The 26,218-nt window shown below is 59.4% G+C and carries 22 protein-coding genes; 7 read left to right on the top strand and 15 right to left on the bottom strand.

All coding sequences use genetic code 11. The features are described from left to right. Positions 1-312: 312 nt before the first annotated feature. The 3 genes from ahcY to F758_RS0138390 all read right to left on the bottom strand — a co-directional run bounded on the left by ahcY (position 313) and on the right by F758_RS0138390 (position 4,591). A complete protein-coding gene (gene ahcY / locus F758_RS0138400) occupies positions 313-1,737 on the bottom strand; it encodes an adenosylhomocysteinase (protein ID WP_024512803.1) in 1,425 nt (474 codons plus the stop codon). A 247-nt stretch (positions 1,738-1,984) separates the two neighbouring features. Beyond that, the gene (metK, locus tag F758_RS0138395; RefSeq protein ID WP_024512802.1) at positions 1,985-3,181 is read right to left on the bottom strand and encodes a methionine adenosyltransferase; all 1,197 of its coding nucleotides are present in this window, start codon (positions 3,179-3,181) and stop codon (positions 1,985-1,987) included. A 57-nt stretch (positions 3,182-3,238) separates the two neighbouring features. Then, positions 3,239-4,591: a hypothetical protein gene (locus F758_RS0138390; RefSeq protein WP_024512801.1), complete on the bottom strand. Its 1,353-nt coding sequence runs from the start codon at positions 4,589-4,591 to the stop codon at positions 3,239-3,241. Positions 4,592-5,305: 714 nt separating this feature from the next. Between F758_RS0138390 and F758_RS45570 the strand changes: the two genes are divergently transcribed. From F758_RS45570 to F758_RS0138370, 3 genes are all read left to right on the top strand, one after another. Continuing rightward, positions 5,306-6,724, top strand: coding sequence for a patatin-like phospholipase family protein (locus F758_RS45570; protein ID WP_024512800.1), 1,419 nt, complete (start codon positions 5,306-5,308; stop codon positions 6,722-6,724). 593 nt (positions 6,725-7,317) lie between these two features. Next, a complete protein-coding gene (locus tag F758_RS46895; protein WP_024512799.1) occupies positions 7,318-7,515 on the top strand; it encodes an SGNH/GDSL hydrolase family protein in 198 nt (65 codons plus the stop codon). 101 nt (positions 7,516-7,616) lie between these two features. Then, entirely contained in the window at positions 7,617-8,747 is a 1,131-nt protein-coding gene (locus F758_RS0138370; protein ID WP_035724593.1) for an acyltransferase family protein, read from the top strand. Positions 8,748-8,808: 61 nt separating this feature from the next. Here the strand turns inward: F758_RS0138370 and F758_RS0138365 are convergent, their stop codons facing one another. The 7 genes from F758_RS0138365 to F758_RS50350 form a co-directional block, all read right to left on the bottom strand. Beyond that, positions 8,809-9,927, bottom strand: coding sequence for a cobalamin-independent methionine synthase II family protein (locus tag F758_RS0138365; RefSeq protein ID WP_024512797.1), 1,119 nt, complete (start codon positions 9,925-9,927; stop codon positions 8,809-8,811). A gap of 18 nt (positions 9,928-9,945) precedes the next feature. Continuing rightward, complete coding sequence (locus F758_RS0138360) at positions 9,946-10,662, bottom strand: ABC transporter ATP-binding protein (RefSeq protein ID WP_024512796.1); 717 nt, start codon at positions 10,660-10,662, stop codon at positions 9,946-9,948. Beyond that, entirely contained in the window at positions 10,655-11,407 is a 753-nt protein-coding gene (locus F758_RS0138355; RefSeq protein WP_024512795.1) for an ABC transporter ATP-binding protein, read from the bottom strand. Before F758_RS0138355 ends, F758_RS0138360 begins: the two co-directional genes overlap by 8 nt. Before the next feature lie 4 nt (positions 11,408-11,411). Beyond that, on the bottom strand, positions 11,412-12,443 hold the full coding sequence (locus F758_RS0138350) for a branched-chain amino acid ABC transporter permease (RefSeq protein WP_024512794.1): 1,032 nt from the start codon (positions 12,441-12,443) through the stop codon (positions 11,412-11,414). A gap of 7 nt (positions 12,444-12,450) precedes the next feature. Next, complete coding sequence (locus F758_RS0138345) at positions 12,451-13,320, bottom strand: branched-chain amino acid ABC transporter permease (protein WP_024512793.1); 870 nt, start codon at positions 13,318-13,320, stop codon at positions 12,451-12,453. A gap of 133 nt (positions 13,321-13,453) precedes the next feature. Further along, complete coding sequence (locus F758_RS0138340; protein ID WP_024512792.1) at positions 13,454-14,635, bottom strand: ABC transporter substrate-binding protein; 1,182 nt, start codon at positions 14,633-14,635, stop codon at positions 13,454-13,456. Positions 14,636-15,121: 486 nt separating this feature from the next. Further along, entirely contained in the window at positions 15,122-15,364 is a 243-nt protein-coding gene (locus F758_RS50350) for a hypothetical protein (protein ID WP_157450366.1), read from the bottom strand. Positions 15,365-16,049: 685 nt separating this feature from the next. Between F758_RS50350 and F758_RS0138330 the strand changes: the two genes are divergently transcribed. After that, the gene (locus F758_RS0138330; protein ID WP_245286715.1) at positions 16,050-17,789 is read left to right on the top strand and encodes an adenylate/guanylate cyclase domain-containing protein; all 1,740 of its coding nucleotides are present in this window, start codon (positions 16,050-16,052) and stop codon (positions 17,787-17,789) included. Between the two features lie 228 nt (positions 17,790-18,017). On the opposite strand, the gene F758_RS45560 is transcribed toward F758_RS0138330, so the two are convergent. From F758_RS45560 to F758_RS48745, 5 genes are all read right to left on the bottom strand, one after another. After that, positions 18,018-18,395, bottom strand: a complete 378-nt coding sequence (locus F758_RS45560; protein ID WP_245286718.1) for a cytochrome c — start codon at positions 18,393-18,395, stop codon at positions 18,018-18,020. A gap of 85 nt (positions 18,396-18,480) precedes the next feature. Further along, the gene (locus tag F758_RS0138320; RefSeq protein WP_198026670.1) at positions 18,481-20,136 is read right to left on the bottom strand and encodes a pyrroloquinoline quinone-dependent dehydrogenase; all 1,656 of its coding nucleotides are present in this window, start codon (positions 20,134-20,136) and stop codon (positions 18,481-18,483) included. A gap of 2,016 nt (positions 20,137-22,152) precedes the next feature. Then, positions 22,153-22,371, bottom strand: a complete 219-nt coding sequence (locus F758_RS50345; RefSeq protein ID WP_157450364.1) for a hypothetical protein — start codon at positions 22,369-22,371, stop codon at positions 22,153-22,155. Positions 22,372-22,535: 164 nt separating this feature from the next. Then, positions 22,536-22,805 (bottom strand): hypothetical protein, encoded by a 270-nt coding sequence (locus F758_RS0138305; protein WP_024512787.1) that lies wholly within the window; start codon positions 22,803-22,805, stop codon positions 22,536-22,538. A gap of 622 nt (positions 22,806-23,427) precedes the next feature. Continuing rightward, positions 23,428-23,634 carry a hypothetical protein gene (locus F758_RS48745; RefSeq protein WP_198026669.1) on the bottom strand — a complete coding sequence of 69 codons (207 nt, stop codon included), beginning with the start codon at positions 23,632-23,634 and terminating at the stop codon, positions 23,428-23,430. A gap of 934 nt (positions 23,635-24,568) precedes the next feature. On the opposite strand from F758_RS48745, the gene F758_RS53080 reads away from it, so the two are divergent. From F758_RS53080 to F758_RS48730, 3 genes are all read left to right on the top strand, one after another. Then, entirely contained in the window at positions 24,569-25,132 is a 564-nt protein-coding gene (locus F758_RS53080) for a response regulator (protein WP_063615001.1), read from the top strand. Between the two features lie 172 nt (positions 25,133-25,304). Continuing rightward, positions 25,305-25,649, top strand: a complete 345-nt coding sequence (locus tag F758_RS45550) for a response regulator (protein ID WP_349543903.1) — start codon at positions 25,305-25,307, stop codon at positions 25,647-25,649. Between the two features lie 384 nt (positions 25,650-26,033). Further along, positions 26,034-26,218 (top strand): transposase (locus tag F758_RS48730; RefSeq protein WP_245286695.1); only part of this gene is annotated, 185 nt, incomplete at its 3' end.

Below are 26,218 nucleotides of genomic sequence, written 5' to 3'. Positions count from 1 at the left end.
TTTGCCCACCTAGTCAAGACGTGACCTCAGCCTACGCGTCGAAACTTTGGATCGGGAGCTATTGCCTGGTCGCGGCCAGCGACCTATCGGCCGAACCTCGAATAGCGAAGGTGAAAGGGAAGGCGGAGGGGATACGTAACCACAGGAAGCTGGTAGCACGAACAAGCAGCAAGTGCAGGACGAACGTCTGTCGTTATCGGCTCCTCGGTTTCGCTAGGACGAGTCTGGCTGCACTCGCGGCTCAATCGCCTCCAAAACGCAGATGGCCGGGACGAACCCGGCCACCACGAAAGCAACGAAAAGGCGCCCTACTCAGTACCGGTAATGATCCGACTTGTACGGGCCTTCCGGCTTGACGCCGATATAGTCCGCCTGATCCTTGCGCAGCTCGGTCAGCTTGACGCCGATCTTGGCAAGGTGCAGCCGCGCCACCTTCTCGTCCAGCGTCTTCGGCAGCACGTAGACCTTCTTCTCGTACTTGCCTTGGTTTGCGAACAGTTCGATCTGCGCCAGCGTCTGGTTGGTGAAGGAAGCGGACATTACGAAGGAGGGATGGCCCATGGCGTTGCCGAGATTGACCAGCCGGCCCTCGGACAACAGGATCATGCGCTTGCCATCGGGGAAGGTGATCTCGTCGACCTGCGGTTTGATGTTGGTCCACTTCATGTTGCGCAAGCTTGCCACCTGGATCTCATTGTCAAAGTGGCCGATGTTGCAGACGATGGCGCGGTCCTTCATCGCTCGCATGTGCTCGATGGTGATGATGTCCTTGTTGCCGGTCGCGGTGACAAAGATGTCGGCGCGCGGCGCAGCATCTTCCATCGTGACGACCTCGTAGCCCTCCATGGCAGCCTGCAGCGCGCAGATCGGGTCGATCTCGGAGACCATGACGCGGCAGCCGGCCTGGCGGAGCGAAGCCGCCGAGCCCTTGCCCACATCGCCGAAGCCTGCGACCATCGCGACCTTGCCCGACATCATCACGTCGGTGCCGCGGCGAATGCCGTCCACCAGCGACTCGCGGCAACCATAGAGATTGTCGAACTTCGACTTGGTCACGCTGTCGTTCACGTTAATCGCGGGGAACAGGAGCGTGCCTTTCTTCTCCATCTCATAGAGACGGTGCACGCCCGTGGTCGTCTCCTCGGAGACGCCCTTGATATTCCCAGCGATCTCGGCGAACCAGCCCTTCGGCTTTTCCTTCAAGAGGCGCTTAATCAGCGCGTAGAAGATCTCCTCTTCTTCGGAAGCCGGCTTGTCGAGGAACGCGGTATCGCCCTGTTCGGCGCGATAGCCAGCATGCACCAGCATGGTGGCATCGCCGCCGTCATCGAGGATCATGTTGGGCGTGCCGCCGCCGTGCCAGTCTAACAGCTTTGCAGTGTAGTCCCAATATTCGGTGAGCGTTTCGCCCTTCACCGCGAACACCGGAATTCCGCGCGCGGCAATCGCCGCCGCCGCATGGTCCTGGGTCGAATAGATGTTGCAGGAGACCCAGCGGATGTCGGCCCCTAACGCAGCGAGCGTCTCGATCAGCACTGCGGTCTGGATGGTCATGTGCAGGGAGCCGGCGATGCGCGCGCCCTTGAGCGGCTGCTTGGGGCCGAACTCCTCGCGCGTCGCCATCAGGCCGGGCATCTCGGTCTCGGCCAGCGAGATCTCCTTGCGGCCGAATTCGGCGAGCGAAATGTCCTTGACGATGTAGTCGTTGAAGTCGGGCTTCTTGGCGGCGACGGTCATGTGTTGTTCCTGATGGGTGAATCTAGCGTGTTAGTAGCAAAGCAGGCTGAAGCCTTTGTGGCAGTATCTGCCTCTCCCCCGCGACCGCGGGAAGAGGGTGTGGTGAGGGGCGTTTTTGCGCCAATTTCCGAGAGCGTCATATGCGCAAGCTCCCCCTCACCCGCTCGCGGAGCCTGTCATCGGGCCGCGCTTTGCGCGGACCCGGTCGCGAGCGACCCTCCCCGCAAAGCGGGGAGGGGTGAGACAATTACACCGCGCGCTTGAACGGCTCCACGAGATCGGTCTTCTCCCAGGAGAAGCCGCCCTCGTTGTCCGGCGTGCGGCCGAAATGGCCGTAAGCGGAAGTGCGCGCATAGATCGGCCGGTTGAGGTCGAGATGGCTGCGGATGCCGCGCGGGGTCAGATCCATCACTTGCGCCGCCGCCTTCTCGAGCTTGTCCTCCGGCACCTTTCCGGTGCCGTGGGTGTCGATATAAATCGACAGCGGCCGCGCCACGCCGATGGCGTAAGCGAGCTGCAGCGTGCAGCGGTCGGCGAGACCTGCGGCGACGATGTTCTTGGCGAGATAGCGCGCCGCATAGGCCGCGGAGCGGTCCACCTTGGTCGGGTCCTTGCCAGAGAACGCGCCGCCGCCATGCGGAGCCGCGCCGCCGTAGGTGTCGACGATGATCTTGCGGCCGGTAAGGCCGGTGTCGCCGTCGGGACCGCCGATAAAGAACTTACCGGTCGGATTGATGTGCCAGATGGTCTTGCCGTTGATCCATTCCTTCGGCAGCGCCTCGCGCACGTAAGGCTCGACGCACTCGCGCACCTGCGCAGAGGTCATGTCCTCGTCGAGATGTTGGTGCGAGACCACGATCTCGCGCACCCGCACCGGCTTGCCGTTCTCATATTCCACGGTGACCTGGCTCTTGGAGTCCGGTCCCAGCACCTTCTCGCGACCGGAGTGACGGGCCTCCGAGATGAGGCGCAGGATCTTGTGGGCATAGAAGATCGGCGCTGGCATGAGATCCGGCGTCTCGTTGCAGGCATAACCGAACATGATGCCCTGGTCGCCCGCGCCTTCTTCCTTGGCCGCGCCAGGCTGATTGGCATCGACGCCTTGGGCGATGTCGGCCGATTGCGGATGCAACAGGATCTCGATGTCGCATTTCTGCCAGTGAAAGCCTTCCTGCTCGTAGCCGATATCCTTGATTGCGCTACGCACCACGCTTTCGATCTGGTCGTTGGTGACGGATTTCGGACCGCGCGTCTCGCCCGCGATCACCACCTTGTTGGTGGTGGCAAGCGTTTCGCAGGCGGCCCGGATCGCCCAGGGGTCGATGCCCGCCTTCGGGCCCTCGCGGTAGAACAGATCCACGATTTCATCGGAAATCCGGTCGCAAACCTTGTCCGGATGCCCCTCGGAAACCGACTCGCTGGTGAACAGATAAGACGCACGCATCAAGCTTCCCCATTTTTCCGCCTGACACGGCGGTGGTTTCGAAACTGTATTGGAGTGTCAGTCCCGCCGGCGCGAGATGACGTAGGATTCGTCGTAGAACCAGAGCCCGTTGTACTTGCGCAAAACTTCTCTGGCGGCATCGAGTGCTAGGCCGCTTTGGTCCATTTCAGTCAGCCGGTCCTCCTCGATCTGAGCGACATACACTGCGGCATTCCAGGCTGCAAAGGCCGTCGAGGTCCCAATCGGACCGGTGATCTCATTGGGCAGAGCCTCCATATCATATCTGAAGATCGAACGATTGTCGGCATAAGCGTTAAAATTAAGGTCGCGTCCCACCGAGCCCAGCTCATATTTGACGGCCCTGAGCAGCTCATGCCGGCTCACGGAGAAAGGATTTTCTCCCGGCCAGACCGCCTGGATGATTTCCATGCCGGGATCCTGACCGTGGGAATGGATCCCAATCAATCGGCCGCCCGGCCGCAATGCCCGCGCAAGCGGCGCGATGATCCGCTTGGCGCGAAAATTCACAGAAGATTTGGCCCGGTAGGGCTGAGAGGCGATGACGAGGTCGAAATTGGCTTCGGTGCGGCCCGCGCGCGGGATGACGGAATCGAGCAGGAAGCGGTGATCCTCGCGATAGAGCACAAGCGCCACAGGCCTCTCATAGACCGGCATGCCGGTACGGGGACTGACGCTGGCACGCCAGTTCAGGTCCAGAAAGCTGCGCAAATCGGCGATCTGGGCCTCGAATTCGCCTGAAGAGGCGCCCCGCAGGGGCACTTCGTGCCAGATCATACTGGCCGCGACCGCCGGCGAGGCCGGAGTGAGCCAGGGCGCCTCGGCATAGTTCATGTTCGTGAAGACGAAAATGCTCGCCGGATGCTCGAATAGGCGGTCCGGCACTTTGTCCAGGGTCAGCCGGACGTCCTCCAGGCTAAGCTCCTTGCCTGCCACATAAAAAGGCATATGGGGGAAACGGCTGTGCATCGCTCGGAGCACGCGCGCCAGGACGGTGCCATCGCCCATGCCCGCATCGAACACCCGCAGCGCTGGTGGGCGCGGGTGGATGGCGGAAAGCTCCAGCGCGATCCGGTCGGCAATCACCCGCTTTTCGCTGCAGGTGTGAACGAACAGCAGGTACTTCTGCCGGTTCTCGAAAAAGCGGAAATTGCTGCGTGGATCCCGCTTCTCCGGCGGGACCTTAAGACCGCGCGGAGGTGGCGGGCCGCCGGTGGAAGCCGCGATATAGGACTGGATCCGCTCCAGCGTGTCGATGGTGATGCGTTTGCCCTCGCGCAGCCGATGCACCAGCTTGCCGTCATTGACGGCCCGGCGCCCGAACGTCGATTCCGCCATGTCGGCCTGGCGGCAGAAGTCCGAAATCTGGACCAGAATCTCGTCGTTTCGCATCGGTCAGTTGGGACACAAAAGTGGGCAGCCGCATGGATTCATTAATCGCTAACACATCCTGCCCAACTGTGCAAAGCAAGCTGGCTAACGGTGGTTGCCCATGGCTCCCACCCTTTCCCACCGCCTCGGCCGCGACTGAGGAGCCGTGGTGCGCCTGGCAGCCGAGCGCCGGGGCCGCTGAATGCGACATGCCATTCACATTGCTCCCGCCACGGCATCGCTAACGCGCCCCTGTTCTGCTGGCGAACTTAAGGCGGCCATAGTGCTACATGTTCAATTGGCTGATCCGGGCAACCCGCCGCTTTCTAATGTATTCCCGTCGCCTCGACTAAGATGAGACGACGTATCCCGGCCCAGAACTGCCGCGCTGCGAATCGCGCTTCATCTCGCCACACCAGAGCCAACCCGATACCGCGCCCTTGATACATCCGGTCATGCGCGCATTTCGGACGGAAGATCATTATGCGGACTTTGCTGGAGATCGGATCGCTCTACTCGATTTTGCGCTCCTTCTGCATCGCCTCTGGCAGTCCAAAAAACGTGGCCCATACCAAATCAGCAGAGAAGGGAGCAAACGACCGCGCCACCTGGTTGAGTTGTGGACCATGCAAGAGTAACTTGTCGCAAGCGCGGTAACGGCCGCCAACTGGATCACATGCATACTCGGCTCCCTCAAAGAGGGAGCCGTCTCCTCTGTAATGCGTCGAGGTTCATATGACCAACGGAAGGAGCACGCAGGGCGCACAGACAGAGCAGCGAACCTCGAAGAAGAAACCAAAAAGAGCAATTGCGCTTGCTGGAGGCGGCCCGGCGGCAGGTTTACATCTGGGTGTCCTAAAATTCCTGGAAGGAAAGAAGGACGCTAACGGCCACGAAATAGAGTTCGACGTATGGGCACTGTCATGCATCGGAGCGTGGGTTGGCATTGTCTACAATCAGTTCGACAAAGAAGATGGTCGCTCCCGCGCTGACAGAAGCTACGAATTCTTTCGCAACAGCGTGTTTCGTGACGATGCATCCTATTCGCGTTTCCCAATCAACACCGTCTTCGGCCCGGATTGGTTCGGGAACAGCAAAGCTATGTGGAGCTTTTTGACCGAACGAGCGAGTTACGAGAATCTTGTGTTGCCGGCGGCCATCATGGAATCCGTTCGGCACACCATATCGTTCTTCCGTGACCCGAAGAACTGGACGGATCCGGGAGACGTGAATCAGTGGGTCCTCAATCACGTTCTGGCTGTGAATCCGTTCGTTCGCCTTTTGGCATCACTCATGTATCGATCGGACGTCAGCGGAGTTTCCAAAATTTACTATCCAAACAGCAACTTCCTGAAAGCCATCGATTTTGAAAAACTATACGACGATCGACAGCCATATATCTACCACAACGCCTGGAGGCTCACCGGACAAAGGGGACTTCAACTCTTTTCGAATAAGTTGGACCAATATAAAGACATCGATGCCGCAAGTCTGTGCGCTTGTTCGGCGCTGCCTTTCGTCGAGCAAACCGTAGCTATCGACGGTGACACCTACTGTGAAGGCGCCCTGGTCGACACGGTGAATTTTGAGAATTTGCTAGCTGATCATAGAGATTTGGACGAAATCTGGATCAGCAGGATCGTGGATGCTCAACAAATTCGCGAGCCAAAAGATTTGCACGACAGCTTGGCGAACCTATGCCAGTTGTTCGCGGCGACAGTCGGCGAAGATGACGTCAGATTATTCAAATATCACGTCGCGGAGGATAACCGTACGCCTGGTCGCGAGAAGTGGAATGGTACGATCGTCGAGATAAGGGTGGACAGCAAGATAAACTTCGATTGGTCCCATGAGAACCTAAGGAAGGGCTGGAAACACGGCGAGCGAACAGCGAAAGAGGCATATCAAAGGTATCTGCGGGAGTGGGATAAACAACTGGATGATAATGGGCTGAGAATCATTATCGGAGAAACACCCACGATCGGAGTTCCGGAGGTCGGACGCCGATTGGCCGATTTGGAAAGTCGGATACAAAAATTAGAACCGTCCCCCTCAACGGAAGTACCGCCTCGACGCCGATCTCAGCTGCGTGCATCCAGCGCAGCATCCAGAAACCCTCGCAACCGTTCTCGTAGGCGAACGCGATCCGCTTGATCGAGATCGGCGCCTCTAGCGCGCTTAAAAGATACGTTTCTTACGCAGCCAAGAAGCGCCAGCTTTTGACGGGCGAGATCCAAGTTGAGCACTTTAGATCACGACGGCATTGCCAATCGGGACACTCGCCCGGCTCTAAGACCAGCTCGATTCCACGATCGCACGCGCCGGGGCCGGCCACCGCCTCCGTTCCGAGAACTGAATGCGCGCTGATACGCTTGTTGCAAAAATTCAATGCATCATCCAGGCCGCGCTCCGCGGAGCCGTGTTGCGCCTACCGTGGATAGCGCCTTCCCGATTGAGGCATGCTGTTCTTTCCACGCTGGGAAGCGGGTGTGAACTCATGGCATCGTCAATGCTGGGCTCAACGGCGCCTCGACGACCAGCGATCTCGGCGGCTGGCTCGCTCCCGCGCTGGCCGACAAGCGAGCCTTTGCCATCGTCGTGTCGCTCGGCACCAAAGATGCCCTGACACCGGCGCCGGTGGACAAGCAAGTGTTTGCGGCGCGCTATGAAGCCCTGCTCCGCGAGCTATCGCGCTTTTCAGCGTCGAAATCCCACCCGTCGAGGTCCGGCAGCGGCTGACGCCGGACATGGAAAAGCAGATCATGGCCACGATCCGCAGCCTCCGCTCCACCCTGCCGGAGATCGCGACGCGAACCGGAGCGAGCTTCCTGCCGTTGTCCGAGATGTCCGCGCCATTCACGCTCGACGGCGTCCATTTCAGCGCCAAAGGCTACCGGGCGTGGGAGCAGGAGGTGATGGAGGGCGTAGCCGCCGCCTGCGGCTGACGATGGGTACCGCCGCGGGGGCTTTAAGAGAATTGTTCATCCGCGCCGATTAGGCTGGCTTCGCGGTGCGCATGGGCACGGTTAACCGGCACTAGAGAAGAATGTTCAAAAGATCGACATTGCCGGGCGCGGACAAGCCGGGCACGGACAAGCTTCTGGGGCTCGAAGGGCTGCGCTTCCTTGCGACGTTTGCGGTGCTGCTTTGGCACTACCAGCATTTTGCCTTCGTCGGCAGCAACCCCGTCGGCCTCGTCAGGAGTGAGCTGCCATTCTACGGCGTGTTCTTTCCGCTCTATGACGCGGGCAGGTACGGCGTCTGGATCTTCTGGTGCATCAGCGGCTTCATCTTCTTCTGGAAGTATCGCGACACGATCTCAGATAGCACCATCGGCGGCTGGGTGTTCTTCGTGTTCCGCCTGTCGCGGCTCTACCCGCTTCATTTGGCCACGCTGCTGTTGGTCGCATTGCTGCAGCCGCTCTATCATCGCCTGACCGGCGTCTTCTTCGTCGCCCAGAACAATGACCTGCCGCACTTCATCGCACAGCTTTTCATGGCGAGCGACTGGACGCCGCAGCGCAGCGACAGCTTCAACGCACCGATCTGGTCGGTGTCGGTCGAGGTGCTGGTCTATGCCGCCTTCTTCCTGACGCTGCGCTTCGTGACCAAGTCGCCGCTGTTCAACCTGGTCGTCGTCCTCGCCTGCGTGAACGGCGGCACTCAGGTCGCCGCCTGTCTTGCTTTTTTCTATGCCGGCGGCCTCGCCGCGATTAGCCGGCGTTTTGTGGCACATGCGTCTCAGAAGCGGGCCATCGAGTTGACCGCGCTCGGCGCCGTCATCGCGCTTCCGATTGCGACGGCGATCCTCAGCCTCTCCATCGGGATCGTCGACTGGGTGCTACTGCTCGCCTACACGCCGGTCCTGCTGTTTTGCCTCTCGGCGCCGATCACGTTGCCGGCCCGCCTCGAGCGGCTACTCAAAACAGCCGGTAACATGACCTATTCCTGTTACCTGCTGCACTTTCCGATTCAGCTCGCGATTGCGCTTTACTTCGCGCACGCGCAGCAGCCGATCCCTTACTACAGTCACCTGTTCTGGGCGGCTTTCGTATTGCCGACGCTGCTCGCCTCACACGCGACCTACCGCTATTTCGAAGCGCCAGCGCAACGGCTGATCCGCAGTAGCCTGCTGCGCAAGGAAGGAGCGGGGCGGACAAGTCCGACCCCGCTCTGATATCCCTATAAACCAGGCGGAACGCTCCGCGGTTCACGCAAAAGGCGCAACGCGCCTCCGATCACCTGCCCCAGATCTCGTCGGCGAGTTCGACCGCGAGCCTGAGCTTCGCCCACTGCTCCTCTTCCGAGAGGATGTTGCCCTCTTCAGTAGAGGCAAAGCCGCATTGCGGCGACAGCGCGAGCTGGTCCAGCGGCGCGAATTTGGAAGCTTCTTCCAGGCGCCGCTTGATGTCGTCGCGCTTTTCCAGCTCCCCGAACTTGGAGGTGATGAGACCGGCCACCACGACCTTGTTGCCCTTGGGCAGGAAGCGGAGCGGCTCGAAGCCGCCGGCGCGGTCGGAGTCATATTCGAGGAAATAACCGTCGTAATTGGTACCGGCCAGCATGGTCTCGGCCACCGGCTCATAGCCGCCGGACGAAATCCAGGTCGAACGGAAATTGCCGCGGCAGACATGGGTGGTGATGACCATGTCCGCAGGACGCTCGGCGATCGCGTAATTGATGATGCGCGCGTAAATCTGCTGCAGGCCGTCGGGATTGTCGCCGCGCTCGCGCGACTTCTGCAATTCCTCCTGCGAGCAGAGATAGGCCCAAACCGTATCATCGAACTGCAGGTAACGGCAGCCGGCGTCATAGAACGCCTTCACCGCCTTGCGGTAGGTCTTGCCGAGGTCCTCGAAGAAGCCGTCGAGATCGGGATAGACCTCCGTGGAGATCGATTTGCGGCCGCCGCGGAAATGCAGCACCGCCGGCGAGGGGATTGTCATCTTCGGCACCACATGCGCGACGTCGGCGTGCTTCTTCAAGAATTTGAAGTGCTCGAGCATCGGATGATCGGCGGGGAAGTCGAGCTTGCCGATCACGCGCACCGCGTCATGCCGCGTTTCGACGCCGGCGAACTGGATGCCGGTCTGCGGGTGAAATAGCTCGCAGCCGGTGAGCTTGGCCAGGAAATCGAAATGCCACCAGGAGCGGCGGAACTCGCCGTCGGTCGCAAGCTTGAGCCCGATCGAGGCCTGCTTGTGCACGACCTTCTCGATCTCCATGTCCTCGACTTTGCGCAGTTCCTCGGCCGAGATCTCGCCCTTCTCGCGCTTGGCGCGCGCTTCCTTGATGCGCTGCGGGCGCAGCAGGCTGCCGACTTCGTCGGCCCGGAAAGGGGGTCTTGTACGTTGCATGGTCTCGCTCCCGAATATTCAATGTGCCGTTGCGCCGGCGACGCCGAGATGGCGCTCCAGCACCGCGGGGTCGGCCTTCAGGGCCGCGCTCGGCGCATCATGCACGATGCTACCGCGTTCCAATATCACAACGCGGTCCGCCAGCCCCAGAATCTTTCGCGCATTCTGCTCGACAATGATGGAGCAGATGCCACTGCCGCGTGTGATGGAGCCGATCGCCTTCAAGAGTTCCTCGACAATGATCGGGGCCAGCCCCTCGGTCGGCTCGTCCAACAGCAGCACCTTCGGATTGAGGGTGAGCGCCCGCCCGATCGCCAGCATCTGCTGCTCGCCGCCGGAGAGCTGGTTACCGAAATTCCTGCGGCGCTCCTGCAGGCGCGGAAACATCCGGTAGACTTTCTCGACCGTCCAGGGGCCAGGCTGCGCCACCGCGGTCATGTTCTCTTCAACGGTGAGCGAACGAAAAATATTGCGCTCCTGCGGCACCCAGCCGATGCCGGCCCGCGCCCGCTCGTCGGGACGCATCGCGGTGATGTCGCGCCCCTTCAGCACAATGGTGCCGCCGAAGCACCGGGTGACGCCCACGATAGAGTTGATCAGCGTGGTCTTGCCGGTGCCGTTGCGGCCCAGCACCGCCAGCACCTGCCCCTCGGGGAGGCGCAGCGACATGTCGGACAGGACGATCGCCTCGCCATAACCCGCACGCAAGGACTCGATCGCAAGCAGGTCAGGCATTGGTGGCCTCGCCGAGATAGACGGCTTTTACTTGCGGATCCTTGGCCACCTGTTCGGGCGGGCCTTCGGTCAAGAGCGCACCGTTGACCAGCACGGAGATGCGATCGGCAAAGGAGAATACCAGGTCCATATCGTGCTCGATCAGGAGCACGGTGACATCGCGCGGCAGCGCCGCGACGACGGCGAGAATGTCATGACGCTCGCTTTCCGGCACGCCCGCGGCGGGCTCATCCAGCAGCAGCACGCGCGGCCTGGCGGCGATCGCGACCGCGATCTCGAGCAGACGCTGCTTGCCGTAAGGAAGGGTCGCGGTCGGCTCGTTCATGACATCGAGAAGATGAAAGCGCGACAGCGTCTCGGCGATTTCAGCATTGACCTCGTCGCGACTGCCCATCGCCCGCCACCAATCGCCGCCGCGGCCGAGCCGCTCCGAGACCGCGAGCCCAATGGTCTCCACCGGCGTCAGATCGGCATAAAGCTGGTTGATCTGGAAGGTACGCGAGAGGCCGCGCAATACCCGCTTGTGCACCGGCAGATTGGTGATCTCGTGACCTTCGAGCAGGATGCGCCCTCCGTTGGGACGGAGCACGCCGGTGAGCAGGTTGATCACCGTGGTCTTGCCGGCGCCATTGGGGCCGATCAGCGCATGGCGGGCGCCGCGCGCGATCTTCAGCGAGAGTTCGCGGGTGACCCGCAAGCCGCCAAAATGCTTTTCCAGCCCGATGGTCTCCAGTGCCGCCGCCATGATCCTACGGCCCCTCGGTTTCGGGCACGGCGACAGCGGCCTTACGCCCACCCAACCGGGCGATTAGCCAGTTCGGCGCCCACAGCACCCAACGATGCAGGCGCCCACGGCCGACCATGACGATGACAACTAGCACGAGCCCGATCCAGAACTGCCAATATTGCGGCGTGATGATCGAGAACAATTCCTGCAGCATCCGAAACACCACGGCACCGATCAGGCCGCCATAGAGATAGCCTGTGCCCCCGATGATCAAGACGAGCAGGAGGTCGGCGGAGCGCTCGAAGGCAAATACGTCAAGTGAGGCCAGCGCCGTGGTCTGCGTAAACAGCGCCCCCGCAATGCCAGCGTAGAATGCGGCCAGCGTGTAAATCGCGATCAATCGCTTATGCACGGGAATACCGATAGCCGCCGCGCGCAGCGGGTTGTTCTTGATTGCACGCAATGACAATCCGAAAGGCGAATGCACGACGCGCCGCGCCAGCAGAAACAGCAGGAACAGCGCGGCGAGCGAATAGAAGAATCCGGTCCTGCCGAACATGTCAAAGGCGAAGAGCCCGAGGATCGGCTGCATCTCGATCCCCTGCAGGCCATCGGTGCCGCCGGTGATGTCGGAATAGCGCTCAGCCAGCGCCTCCAGCAGCAATGCGATCCCGAGTGTGACCATCAGCCGCGTCAAGTCGACGCCGCGGATCACCAGAAAGCTCGTCGCAAAGCCGAGCACGGCCGCCCCAAGACCGGCCACGATCAGCGCGAGCAGCGGCTCGTTGATGATGCCGTGCAAGGCTAGCAGCCCGGCCGAATAGGCGCCGATACCGAAGAAGGCGGCGTGCCCCAACGAGACGATGCCGGCATAGCCGAGGATCAGGTCGATCGACAGCGCGAACAGGCCAAGCCGCACGATCTCGGTCATAATCAAATAGCGCGAGGGAAACGCAAAGGCGCAGGCGAGCGCGAGCAGCCAAAAGGCGATTTCGCCGGCGTGCCAGCGCGCATGTCGTCTTGCGTGAAATCCGATATCGGCCTGCGCGGTCATTCTGTCCTCACCGCATCGCCGTGCGGCCGAACAGTCCGTTCGGCCGCCAGATCAGGATCACGATCATGAGGGTGTAGATCACGAACGGGCCCATTTTCGGCACGTAATATTTGCCGGCGACATCACCGATGCCGAGCAGGAGCGAGGCCAGGAACGGCCCGGTAATTGAGGACGAGCCACCCACCGTGACCACGATCAGGAAGTAGATCATGAATTTGAGCGGGAAGTAGGGATCGAGCCCCAGGATCTCCGCACTGAGCGCACCGCCGAGTCCTGCGAGCCCGCAACCGAAGGCAAAAGTGAAGGCGAAGACCTGCGGCACGTTGATGCCAAGCCCGCTGGCCGCACGCGGATCGTCGACCGCAGCGCGCAGGCGGCTGCCGAAGCGCGTACGCGCGAGCACAAGCTGCAGCGTCGCCGTGAGGAGACCGCAGATCACGACGATCAGCAGCCGGTAGCGCCCGACACCGACGCCGAGGACATCGAACTGCCCTTCGAGCATCGACGGCAGCTTGATGAACACCCGCTGCGAACCCGTGATGTAGTCGACGGCCGCAACCGACATGAAGACGAGGCCGATCGAGAAGAGGACCTGGTCCAGATGGCTGCGCGTGTATAAATGGCGATAGAGCAAGCGCTCCAGCACGATCCCGACCACGGCGCTGGAGATGAAGGCGAGGGGTAGGGCCGCAAAGAACGGCCAACCGAATTGATTGACCAGCACCGCGCAGACATAGCCGCCGGTCATGGCAAAGGCGCCGTGCGCGAGGTTGACGAAATTCATCAATCCGAGCGTGACCGCGAGCCCGCAGGCGAGCACGAACAGCAGCATACCGTAGGCGATGCCATCGAAGAGGTTGGTGAGAACGGCGGTCATCTCGCTGGGACGGAGCCTTGGAGTTCCTCATTCCGCGGCAGCGCGCAGCGCGCAACCCGGAATCTCATGCAACTTCAACTTCGATGGGGGTTCGCGAGCTTTGCTCGCGCCCCGGGATTAGTCGCAAGCGACGTCACTTCTTGACCTTGCCCGGATCCTTCACGGCCTCGAAGGTCTCAAACTCGACATTGTAGAGCTCGCCATCGACCTTCCCGACTTTGCGGATGTAGACGTTCTGCACGATGTCCCGGGTGTCAGGATCGATCGAAATCGGGCCGCGCGGGCTTTCCCACTTCATTCCCTTCATCGCCGCGACCAGCGCATCACCGTCGGTCTTGCCGCCGGTTTTCTTCAGCGCCTCGTAGATCAGGTGAATGCCGTCGTAACCGCCGACCGCCATGAAGCCGGGGCGGTTACCAAACGCCTTCTTATAGGCTGCGACGAAATCCTTGTTTGCTTGCGACGGATGCGCGGCGGAATAGATGTGCGCGGTCACGGCCCCGAGCGCCGCATCGCCCATGCCGTTCAAGAGGTCGTCGTCCATGACGTCGCCGGGCCCGATCACCTTGATACCGGCCTTGTCGAGGCCGCGCTCGGCGTATTGCTTCATGAAGTTGCCGCCCTGCCCTGCCGGCACGAACACGAACATCGCATCGGGTTTCGCGTCCTTCATGCGCTGCAGGAACGGCGCGAAATCGGGATTGGCCAGCGGCACTTTCACCTCTTCGACGATCTCGCCACCACCGGCGGCGAAATGCTCCTTGAACGAGGTCAGCGCGTCGTTGCCCGGCGCATAGTCGGAGGTGAGCGTGGCGACCTTCTTGATGCCGTTCTTCACCGCCCAATCGCCGATGATGGTGGAGGATTGCGGCAGCGTGAACGAGGTGCGGACGATATAGGGGGATTTTTCCGTGATGATGGAGGTGCCCGCGGCCATCACGATTTCCGGAATCTTGCCTTGGGTAGCGAGCGGTGCCGCGGCCAGCGCTGCCGGCGTGACGCCGAATCCGGCGATGGCATTGACCTTCTCGCTGACGATCAGTTCCTGCGCGGCGGTCTTGGTCTTGTCGGGCAGCGCGGCATCGTCCTTGAGGATAACCTCGATCTTCTTGCCGGCGATGGTGTCGCCATGCTGCTGCATGTAAAGCTTGATCGCGTTGTCGATCTGCTTGCCGGTCGAGGCCTGACCACCGGTCATCGGCAGGATCAGGCCGATCTTGAAGCTGTCCTCCGCGCGTGCCGGCGCAAGCGCCAAAGTGCCGACAGCTATGGCGCCGAGCATCCACCGCGACAATTTCCTGGCCTGAACGAACATCGCCCCTCCTCCCTTTCCCCTTCGCGGCCTCGACTCTCTTTAAGTTAGGAGCCGCTCTTACCAGCTTGCATCTCTCAGACGTTCTGGCGACGCAAGTCGTCTGGTCTGCTCGGCGTTGTCAATCACGACAATAGACGGCCCCCACCACGCCCGATTTTCGATGCGGGCGCCAAGCGCGATCTTCGGGCCCGTGGTATAAAAATACCTAGGCATGACCGGTAAGCGCCTTTGAAATCCACCGCGAGCCATCGCCGCAGCGAAGAGTCTTTTGTACATTTGTACAATTAAAGCAAGAGCGCTGTCCCCCATTGCTGGCGTCGCTTGGCCGCTAGATCGAGCAAGTGCAGTTCGGCGCTTGACATCAAAGCACCCGCCTGATGCGTCATCAGGCGGGTTGAGATTCGATCAAAGCCGGGACACCGCATGCATATGCGGCAGGGATGGTCAGATGCGCCGGCAATTCCTCGAGGCTGACGTTCCGAACGTTTAGTCGCAGATGCGCCTGCGGACCGTCACGTCCTCGCCATAGCGATTGGTCCGATGGGTGATGACCACCCGGCACCCGCCCCTGTATTCGTTGTATGAGTTATATCCCTCGTAATAGGGATGCCGGTGTGGACCGACGTAAACACCGCCCGGACCGACGTCAAACTCTACCGCCTTCGCCGTGGTTGCAGCGCCAGTAGCTAGTGTTGCCAGTGCGGCAAGTGCAAGAAAATATCGCTTCATTTTGAACCTCCTCTCAGTCACCGGCCAACGGTGAAGGAGGCTGTTTGTTCCGGGAATCACAATGGTTCCTACAGCGTTCCCGCTGCATCGCGGGATGATAGCTGGCAATGTGTTCCGGCTCTGAGACCAGATAAGTTTGCATTCGGGAGAACGAAGAAAGTGTTCGCGCATCCGATCGATTCAAGCCGAATCGTTGATGCACCCCGGCGCCACAACCGCGCGGTTACCGGCGCGTGGCCGCGGCGTGGGCCGGCGCAAAGTAAGGTGGACCTTCGAACCCGAAGCGGAAAGGAGATCGTTGAGACAGGCAGGTTCGTGAACGAGAATTCGCACAAGTGCGAGATAGTGTCGCCTGTCGCTGGCGGGGGCGTCCCACGCACAGCAAGACCACATCAGAAGTTACTTGTGCCGTAAGCAGATTTGCTGGGCAGCTGATCAATGCCTGTCTAGGACAGCTAGGGCGTGTACTCATAAACGGCCGGCCAGAGGTCCGCTTCGGGGCAAACCGGAAAGCCTTTGCTCGCCCTGAGCCTTACCGGCTTTGTGCTGATGCGGACATTGGTTCCTAATTCCAAGGTCAGGGATGGAACAGCCTGGCCAGCCTGTGGAGCGGGTAAATCCTCAGCTATATTGAGGTTGGGCTGAGAATGGAAACCCAATGACGAGCGGACGGGTAGAGCGAAGATTGGCGGCAGTTTTGGCGGCTGATGTTGCTGGCTACTCACGCCTGATGGCCGCTGATGAGGTCGGCACGCTCGCCGCCTTGAAAGCGTGCCGACGCGAGATCATCGATCCCGCTATCGCCGTCCATAAGGGACGCATGGTCAAGACCACTGGCGACGGTATGCTGGTCGAGTTTGCGAGCGCTGTGGACGCCGTGACCTGTGCGGTTGCGGTTCAGGAAAAAATGGGCGAACGGGCAGCGGGGGGGAGCGAACCGCGTATCGAGTTTCGCGTGGGAATAAACGTCGGGGACATCATATTCGACGGCGACGACATTTTTGGCGATGGCGTCAATGTTGCAGCGCGGGTCGAGAATGAGTGCGAACCGGGCCGCGTGTACCTGTCGGACGATGCCTATCGGCAGGTCAGGGGAAAAACGGCGCATGCATTCGTCGATCTTGGCGAACGATCTCTGAAGAACATCGACAGGCCCGTCGTCATTTACGAGGTATGCTCGGCCCATTCAGCCACGGTTGACATCAGGCCCCCGGCCAGCTCTGGCAAGCCGTTGTCGTTGCCGGACAGACCATCGATCGCAGTATTGCCTTTCCGGAATATGAGCGGCGATCCAGAGCAAGAATACTTCGCGGACGGCATGGTCGAGGACATCATCACCGCGCTGTCCCGCTTCAAATCGCTGTTTGTGATCGCGCGTAATTCGAGCTTTACCTACAAAGGCAAGCCCATTGACATCAAGAAGGTTGGTCGAGAACTCGGGGTACGCTATGTCCTTGAAGGAAGTGTACGGAAATCAGGCAAGCGCGTGCGGATTACTGGACAGCTTATCGAAGCTGCCACAGATCGGCATCTATGGGCGGACAACTTCGACGGCGCACTTGAGGAGGTGTTTGATTTACAAGACCAAGTCACCAGTAGCGTAGTGAGTTTGATTGCTCCCAGGCTCGAGTTGGCGGAGATCGAAAGGACAAAAAGTAAGCCCACAGAAAGGTTGGATAGCTATGACTTTTATTTGCGCGGCACGGCTCTGTTTTATCAAAAGGCCCTAGTCGAGGCAGAACTACAATTCAGAAAGGCGATAGAGCGAGACCAAGATTATGCGGCTGCGTACGCGATGGCTGCTTTCATGTTGCAGCGTCGGCAAGCAGATAGTGGCGTGCCGTTAAACGTAGAGTGTCAAACCGAAGCCATTGCTCTTGCCCGGCGTGGTGCAAAGCTCGCGAACGATGACGCATTCACATTAGCAAGATGTGGCCATATCCTGACTTACCTCGGGCATGACTATGATTGTGGAATATCGCTGGTTGAGCAGGCAATCACGGTCAATCCGAATTTGGGCATGGCCTGGTATTCACTTGGATGGGTAGCGCTGATGTGTGGACGATTTGAGCGCTCCATTCAAGGCTTCGACCGAATGATCAGATTAAGTCCTCTTGATCCATACCGAGCTCATGCTTGGGCGGGCAGCTCGTTCGCGTTTTTCTTTTTGGAACGTTACGAGGAGGGGTGTGCCCTTGCCACTAAAGCGGTCCAATTTTCTGCTGACGCTCATCAATTAGCAGCATACATCCTCAATTCTCTTGGGGCCGGACGAACTCGCGAAGCTCAAGAAGCGGCTAGACAATTCTTGAAACTTCAACCCGAGTTCCGCGCTTCTGATGCTCGCACGCTTTTTCCAGTTCGTTTGTCGGAAGCGCAAACTAGAATGGTAGCCGCCTTTAAGGCCGCAGGCGTACCAGCATAAAAGGCAAGCAAGCTAATTTGCTTTACTTCCTAAATGACCGCTCCCGTGCCCAACTGCGAAGCGGCGTCACGTCTGCTTTAGCGCCGCTGTCGGGCCAAAGCGGACCTTGAGCATGCCCTGCTCAATAGGCTCGATTTTGTGAGTACACGCCCTAGTTTGAAAACAAACGCCGTTCAGACTCGAGTGCTGGTCCCTTGATCAATGAGAACGTCCGGGCTGTGATTGGGTTCACTCTCCGTCCTCTTGAACCGTTTCGAGATAGCTGTAGATGCTGTCGATGGTTTTGGCGTCGAGCACGCCGCCCCAGACCGGCATGCCTTTATCCGGACGCCCGTTCATGACAGTGGTTTCGAATACACTGTGCATGTCGTCTCCGTAACGGGCACGCAGGTGCCTAAGGTTGCGCTCAGGGAGACCTGTTGAGGCATCGGGGCCATGGCAGTGAGCGCATGTTTGATTGAACAGCGAATGGCCCTCCTTGATTATCGCCTGATTCTCGGCTCTGGCAACTCCACTTGACGATCCCTTACTTGAGGTCGGAGCTTCCTCCGAATTTGCTGTGTAGACTCCGACCAAAAAAACGAGAGTGAACACCAAAGCGTGCATCTTGAAGGAACTCAGGAGCATGTTGTCTTGATTCCAGGGCGAGAAGAGACCGATGGGACGAAGCCCGTCTCATCGGTCTCTGCCTCTAGTTGGGCAGTTCGAACACGAAAAGCGTCGCGCCTTCCATAGTGGAGGAAAGCAGCTTCTTGCCTGTCTCTCCCATGAACCCTGGAGGACCGACGAGGCGTCCCGAGGCAACGGCGATATATTGCTTGCCGTCCACTTCGTAGGTCACAGGTCCCTGGTTGACACCCGACCCAGTCTGGAAGCGCCACAGCACTTCGCCACTCTTTGCATCCAGTGCCTTCACCTCGCCATCCATGTTTCCGTAGAAGACAAGACCGCCGGCCGTCGACAACGCGCCGCCTACGAATGGCTTTGGTTCTTTCACGCCCCAAACCTTCTTTTTCTCTAGAGGATCCCAGGCCACAAATTCCCCGCCGTTTCCGCCAGGGCCATACTTGCCGGCGTCGAATTCCGTTCCGAGAAAGAAGATGCCCTTCTTGGGTTCGCCCGTCTCGCGGCCAACTTCGTCCATGCAGATGTTGAAGGTGGGGATGTAGACCAGATGCGTTTGCGAGCTGTACGACACCGGGGGAAAGTTCTTGCCCCCGTAAAAGCTTGGGCATACGTCCCGCGCCCAGATATCCTTTCGCGGCCGCTTTTCGGGATCCTCGACCGGTCGACCGTCGGCATCGATGCCTTTAGCCCAGTTAACGTGGACGAACGGCGCCGCAGAGAGCAACTTTCCGGTCTTGCGGTTAAGCACGTAGAAAAAGCCGTTCCGGTCAGCGCTCATCAGCACCGGCACAGTATTGCCGCCGATGGTTAGGTCCGTCAAAACCTTCTCGTTGACGCCGTCATAATCCCAGGCATCGTACGGCGTCTGCTGAAAGGTCCAAACGATCTTGCCTGTGTCGGCGTCGAGCGCAAGCGTGGAGGAGGAGTGCAAGTTGGTGTACTTGCCGTAATCGCTGCTATCGGTGCCGCGTGCGTGAGCGGCCCAAGGCGCCGGATTGCTGGTCCCGTAATAGATCAGGTTCAGCTGTGGGTCATAAGAACCTACGAGCCAGGCATCGGCTCCGCCACGCATCGCAATGTCCGAGGATGGCCAGGAGTCGTTGCCGGGTTCGCCGGCACCGGGAATTGTATACGTACGCCAGACTTGCTTGCCGCTTTCCTGGTCGAAAGCGGTGATGGCGCCGCGTGTAGCGTATTCGCCGCCAGCGTAGCCGATGACCACCAGATTCTTTACAATCGTCGGCGGCGAGGTGATGTCGTCTCCGGCCTTATAGTCTGCGACTTTTGCTTTCCAGAGCTCCTTTCCGCTGCCGGCATCGAGCGCCACAAGCATGCCGTCGAGCCGGCCTACAAATACTTTTCCGCTTGCGTAAGCGACCCCTCGGTTGACCAGTCCGCAGCACACAGCCGCCGCAATGTCGGCCGGCATTTCCGGCGCATAGCGCCATTTGACGGCCCCCGTCTTCGCATCGAGCGCAAAGACATATTTCGGCCCTCTTGGAGATGTGACATACATCGTCCCCCCGACGACCAGAGGGGTGGTCTCTTGTCCCTCAAGTACGCCGAGCGGAAATGCCCATGCGACCTTGAGGTTCTTGACGTTGTTCGTATTAATCAGATCGAGCGCGCTGTAACGTGTGTTCGCCTGATCACCCCCGTAGGTCGTCCATTCCTTCCCACTCTCTGCGCGCGCGGAGTGGACAAACAGTTGTGATGTCATCAACGCAACTGCGGCTCCCGCCATTAGACGCGAGACACGCCGACCGCATTTTCTCTGCATTTTCTGTCCTCCCTGATTGATGCGCCTTCTTCCGAGCTACAATCGGTCACTCACATGTTGCTTGGCGGAACAAGCGAGCACGATCTGATCTAGGATGGCGGATTATAATTTCCGGTCTGCCGCGAAAGCGACAAGGCTCGAGCCGGATTCAAGAGCCGACCTCCCTCCCTACTGCAACCCGCGGACGACACGCGATTGCCTTATGTGTCTTCGAGCGTTCTTTGAGCGCGCCTGCAAAATTACAGCTAACCAGTATTGATATGCAATGTGAACCAACGATGTCGATATAAGAAACTTCCATGATGCAGTGCGTCACCCAAACGCGCTGCGGACATCGTTTTGCAAATCGCGGCAGGCCCCCGAGGCGTTCATCTCATTTTTCTCCCTCGCAGCACTGGAATGCTCGATCCTGACGCCTATCACTCCATCGCCGTCGGCTGTGCTGAACTGGGGGACGCTCGCGAGCGAGGTGAACCAGGTGATGGCGGCAACGAAGCGAAAGAAAACGCAAAGTTGGCGGCCAGGGAATTTCCAAGCGCAAGCGATAGAGAATGCGCGAACTAGTCCTCGCGGCCTCACCCTGCGGTCTAAACCATTGCAGAGTTGCGGGCTCACGAGGACAGCGCAAGGGTCGGATCATTTGCTGTCGTTGCCGCATTCACGTGCCTGCTTTCCTGGCCATGGCGTGCGCGCAGGAAGTGGCAACGGAAGTGGACCATGATTGATAACGAGAGCGCCGCGCGCGGCTCACGCCCTGATCCGCAAGACGAAATCGGCGGACGGCAAGCTGGACATCCGGTGTTCAGAGGCCAGGAGAGGACGACCCGTGATCGGAGTCAAAGACGGGCCCATCGGCTGAACGCCGAAAATCGGTATTAATTTTCCGACTGCGCGATTTGCGTATTGGGCACGTTTGGCTAGCGTTCATAAGCTGAGATTGGTATGAGCCGCTTTGTTCGACCCGCGCGGATCAGCCGCATCGGCCGACCACGATCGGATCTTTCCCTCCATCTTGGTCGTTGCGGCTCTGTGGTCGCAACGCAAGCGCAATTGGGGCAGGTTGAAATTGATGCGACGCCCCGAAACCGAAACTTCAGACAGATGATCTCCAATGGTCCATGACAGAACGGACATTGGTCTTGCCGACCCAGATTAGCCATCACTCCTCCAACATCGGACCTACAACAAATTAGAAGACCGCAACCGACTTCCGTTTGCTTACCTGTCCGAGCCGCCCGTACGAAGGTATCTCGACGCCGCAGCTTGCCGCTCGCGCTGTGCTGGTCAGCGCGTGACCGAGGCTATTCCAACCCCACTCTAACATGACCACGACAAGACCGAAGGTTGCGCAAAATCAAATTCGCTTACCCAATATTTCAAGCTGAAGTTTAATACTCGGAAGAGTGCCGTTGGGCGCTTTCCTTTTTGGATGACAACCGAGGATGATCGTCGGCAGAAACTGCCCCCTAGGACGTTCCGATCCGTCCCATTTTTGTCCACCATCGAGGCTAGCATTGGCGCGAGAAGTCAGTGGGAGGCGCGAATGATCGACGCATTCTTCTGGTATACTGGCCTCATCTATTGGGTTTTGGTCCTTATCGCTGCCGTTTCCTTTGTCGCAGCGGACGCGAGCGATCGCTTCGTTCGACATCGCATGCGCTAGACATCAGGATTATAGCTCGCAGTACAGCGGCTGTTTGAGCACCTGACCATCGGGCCGTCTTTCAGTCGCTCGCAACGACTTAATCTGGGAGGGAGCACAAGGGGGCTGACGCTGCTGGAAACACCTTTCGATGGGACCGCCTCTTTTCCGCAGCGGTCCGGTGATCGCGCAGGCGCTGGGTCGGCTAGAATCACGCGACTGGCCGGATGACCGCACCGTTCCGATGTGTGAATCGACTGAAAAAGCTCTTGCCATGCGGGCCGTTCCACATATGGGGGCAAGGTCAGGGCTACCTAATTGCCGACGTATTCGATCCAGAGCTGCTGCATCATCGCATCCACTTCCTGCGGCTCATAGTCATCACCATTTGGAAGCACATTTCCAAGCTGGCCCGGATCGAGGTGACCCCAACCCGGCTCATCCGGATCTGGGATAAAACTTGCTCCAGTAGGCTTGTGGGTGATGCCCTTAGGCGAAATCTCGAACTGGTCTCGTCGAACAGGTGCTGACATTTGCGCTCTCCTGTAAGTCCGAGGCAAGCTTGATCGCATCTTTTCGGCAACCTCGCGGCACGCAAAGGCGGATTTCGCCGGCCCGCGGCGAGGGATCGACTCGCGTGGCGGATGAGCCTGCCACAACTAATATTTGGGCCAAATGAACGCGGTCCGCGTGGCGGTTAGGCCTCAAGATTGGCGAACAAACCCTCCCGCCGGGGAAGCCACCATCGCGTGTCCGCCGGCGGCTCGCCTTTCGCTTCCAAATCTTCGTCCGCGTCCTCGACGGGATCGAGGTAGGATTCGAACTCCATCAGCGCGAGACGCTCCCAATAGTCGGCCTGCTGCAGGAGAGACAACTTCTGAATGGGACGGAACGCCGCCGCTTGGCGACACAAGGAAGCGATAGCGCGATATCGGCGCACATTCTCCAAGGCGGCTTGGTCGCTCATAGGATTACCCAGGTCCTTTTCAGGCGCGACTCTGCGCTGGCCGATTTTCCAAATCGTTAGCTGGGCCGGGTAGTGAGGGGGAATGGTTTCTGAGCTGTTAGGTGTACAAGGTTCAGCGGGGCGACGAGGCGCTAACGCGCTATCGCAGCGAGCCTTCAGCTCCGCAACCGTGGGCTCGGTCGTGACTCGGTTCGCATCCGGTCGGGCGAACGAAGATTACGCAGAGCCAAACTAGCGAGCCACTATCAGCCCGCCCATGATGGCCGAGATATGTCGATAGGAGCCATTGCGCATCATCGGTTCGCCTATGCGCTGCGCATCCCCCTAGCCCGTCACACACGGCATCATTGATTCGGCAGGCAATTTGGTGGCCTAACTGCGGCATCATTGTTTCCGCCGTTTTAACCGCCCTTGAACTCCTTGTACACGGCGGCTTCAAGATCTCATCCGGCGACCAGGACGTTTTCACCTTCTATAAAAGCACGTTCGGAGAGAAGCTTGCGAAAGGCTTGTACGAGCAAGGCAAGCAGTCGCCGCGCCACGTCGATATCATCAGCCGATCTCGCGTCACGTCAAATTGGGCCGAACGGTTTTGTGGAATCCCAGAGTTCAGGGAGAGTAGTCAGGAGCGAGGAATGGGACGCCACTGATCTGTATCAGAGACTTTGGCTTCGATGGCTCGTTCGAGCTCGCGGGCCAACACGTTCAGATGGTCAGCAAGCCGTGCGAACAGCTCGCGCTTTTCCACGTCGCTCGCCAGATCGCTGATCAACTTGCACTCGGCCGCATCGGCGCGAAGCTTTTCCAGGTGCACCTGCATATCTTTCATTCGCTAGGCCCTGTGCCGCGGCTGTCTTATTCAGACCAGTTGATCGGCGCGTAGTTCAGCTGCCGCCGGTCCATTTCGGAGCGAAGTAATTCGGCATATGCGCGCAAGTTAGCACCAACAAAGCGGGAGCGTCCGCCGTTCGCGCGATCTGCGAACACTTGCCGCCGGACACTTTCCCAAAGAGACAATAAGCTTTCATCCTTCGAGTCCGAAAAATTCATCCTGCACGCCCACCTAGCCCGGTTTGCGAATGATGCTAGCGGCAGTTCAAGCGTCGGAATGTTCGGTTACAGACTTTCGCGCAGAAATCACAGGCCCGTGGCACCTTTGCCACATCGAGCTGATGGCGAGAGCGTCTGAGCTCCGGGCGAATGCGCGAAACATTGCTTGATCGAGGCGAGCGTATGCTTCCAATTTTCGAAACGCCTCACTCGTGATGCTGCCGGTGATCCTGACAACCCACGGCGAGCGCGACATCTGGAGGCGCGCTCCACGGATGGCGCGAAGGTGCCACAGCGACCGTTAGCTGATAGTGCGCCTAAGATCGTGGTGCGCAGCGCAGATAAGGAAGATCGGAAGGCCGTCTAGATTTGGCCGAGCCAGAACGTCGCCATGCCAATCAATACAATGAAGCTGGTCATCGCCAACACAGCGAAAAAGCGCTCAACGCGAGTCACTATACTGCCCTCCTGCCAGTAAAGCTTTAAGGCCGACGCGTGGCGAAATAGTCCCTTGCTCCGCTGGGCAAAAGTTTCAGGCCCGACTAACTAGAGCAAGCCCGGGCTCGTGTGAATGACGGGGAAAGATATCACTCTGGCCCATCCCATAAGCCGCCTGCAGGAGAGGCGCTCAAGATCGTTGTCGGGCGCGGGAAAAATGCGCGGCGATACCGTCCGACTTCGAGGGTGGTCCCAACCAGGTGGACGGTTCCTGCATGGACCTGCCGCTCATCCGGGAACACCTCGCCCAAGCCGAGCGCTACGCGCCACTGAGCGGTACGCATGTCGCAAGGCAAATCGAGATTATCGATGGGCCGGAATGCGGCGGCCGCGCGCTGCCTAGGAACGCTGAAGTATGCGCGTGGTTCGAGCCGTTTGCTCCGACGCAGGAAGCCGCGATACCGCTTCGGCAAACTTCTCACGCGAGGCAATATTGCGTCAGTTTTCCACGTCACCCGGCAGCATGTGGTTACGACCGTGAGGTGCCACTCGCACATGCGTTTGCCCTGTCAGAGTTGCCATTGGTGCTTGTCGTGGAGGACGAGTACTCACTGCAAGGCCTTGTGGAAGATGCGCTAAGCGATGGCGGCTTTGCGGCCGACATCCTGTGTTTGGGGGAAGAAGCCCTAATGCTGTTCGTAGGCGGCGTGAAGCGCTACAGGGCGCTCGTGGCCGACGTGAGCCTGAAGGGCAGGTTGAGTGGTTGGAACGTCGCAAGCCGGATCAGGGACAAGGACCCTGCCTTCCCCTGTTGTTTACATGACGAGCGCCGCCGCTGATCAATGGCATTTTCGAGGGGTGCCCCGCAGCATCCTTGTGGAAAAGCCTTTCGCTCCTGCACAATTGGTCGCAGCCGTCGCTCAGCTTTTGGCTCGGAGGAACCCGAGGCCCCGAGTCTGGCTTACCCCTTTTATGGAGGATACGAACCTAGTTGCCCCGGCGTCCATATTCTTGCTTGAGGACGAAACCCTCATCCGAATGATGCTTGCGGGCATGGTGGAGGAACTCGGGCACCGCGTCGTCGTCGAGGCGGCGAATGTTCACCACGGTAAAATCTTGGCGGAGACCGCAGACTTTGACCTCGCCTTGCTCGACATCAACCTTGCTGGTCACAACGTCGCGCCCGTTGCTGAGATAGTTGCAAAGCGAGATTTGCCTTTCTTATTTGTCACCGGCTATGCCCCTGGTGCTTTGCCGAAGGGGTTCGAGGAAAGGCCTTCCATCGAAAAGCCGTTCGTTCCTGCCAAATTAAAGCAGGCAATTGAACTCGCATTGCGCGACCACAGAGAAACCTAGCGGCCTAGGTTTGCGCGTGAGACGCAGCCACGCTGCGGGAACGGACGAGAAAGCTCCACGTTCATCAGCCATGGACCGCGTCCTCCTGATATTCGTTGTCATAGCAGTGGTCGCACTGATCACCAGCTTCTCCCTCTTCTCGCTTTTTCTTCTCTAGGCAGCGTCTGCAGGAGGCGACCTGAAACCCGCGCGGAACATCGATCGTTTCCTGGCTGCGATTGCTCTTTTGTAAGCTTCCGCCGAGCACCGCCTTCCGGATCGCGTTTTGGCGTGAGATGGTTTGCTGATTAATTTGCAAGCAAATGAGCAAACGTGACGACGGTTACGGTTCTNTCCGGTCCGGAGCGGCGTCGGCGGTGGACCNCTGCCGAGAAGCTTCGGATCGTGGAGGAGAGTCGGGCGCCTGGGGCCAGTGTTGTCGAGGTTGCGCGACGCCATGATGTTCACCGCAATCTGGTTACGGTTTGGCGGCGGCAGGCGCGCACAGGCGTGCTCGCTTGCGGGCTTGAGCCGAAGCCGGGGCAGGATGACGAAGTCCGTTTTGCGGCAGTCTCCGTTGCGCCGGATCG

The organism is Bradyrhizobium sp. ARR65 (genome assembly GCF_000472385.1).
Classification (GTDB): Bacteria; Pseudomonadota; Alphaproteobacteria; order Rhizobiales; family Xanthobacteraceae; genus Bradyrhizobium.
The sequence above is the reverse complement of the archived record's forward strand: the minus strand, read 5'-3'. Positions and strand labels throughout refer to the sequence as shown.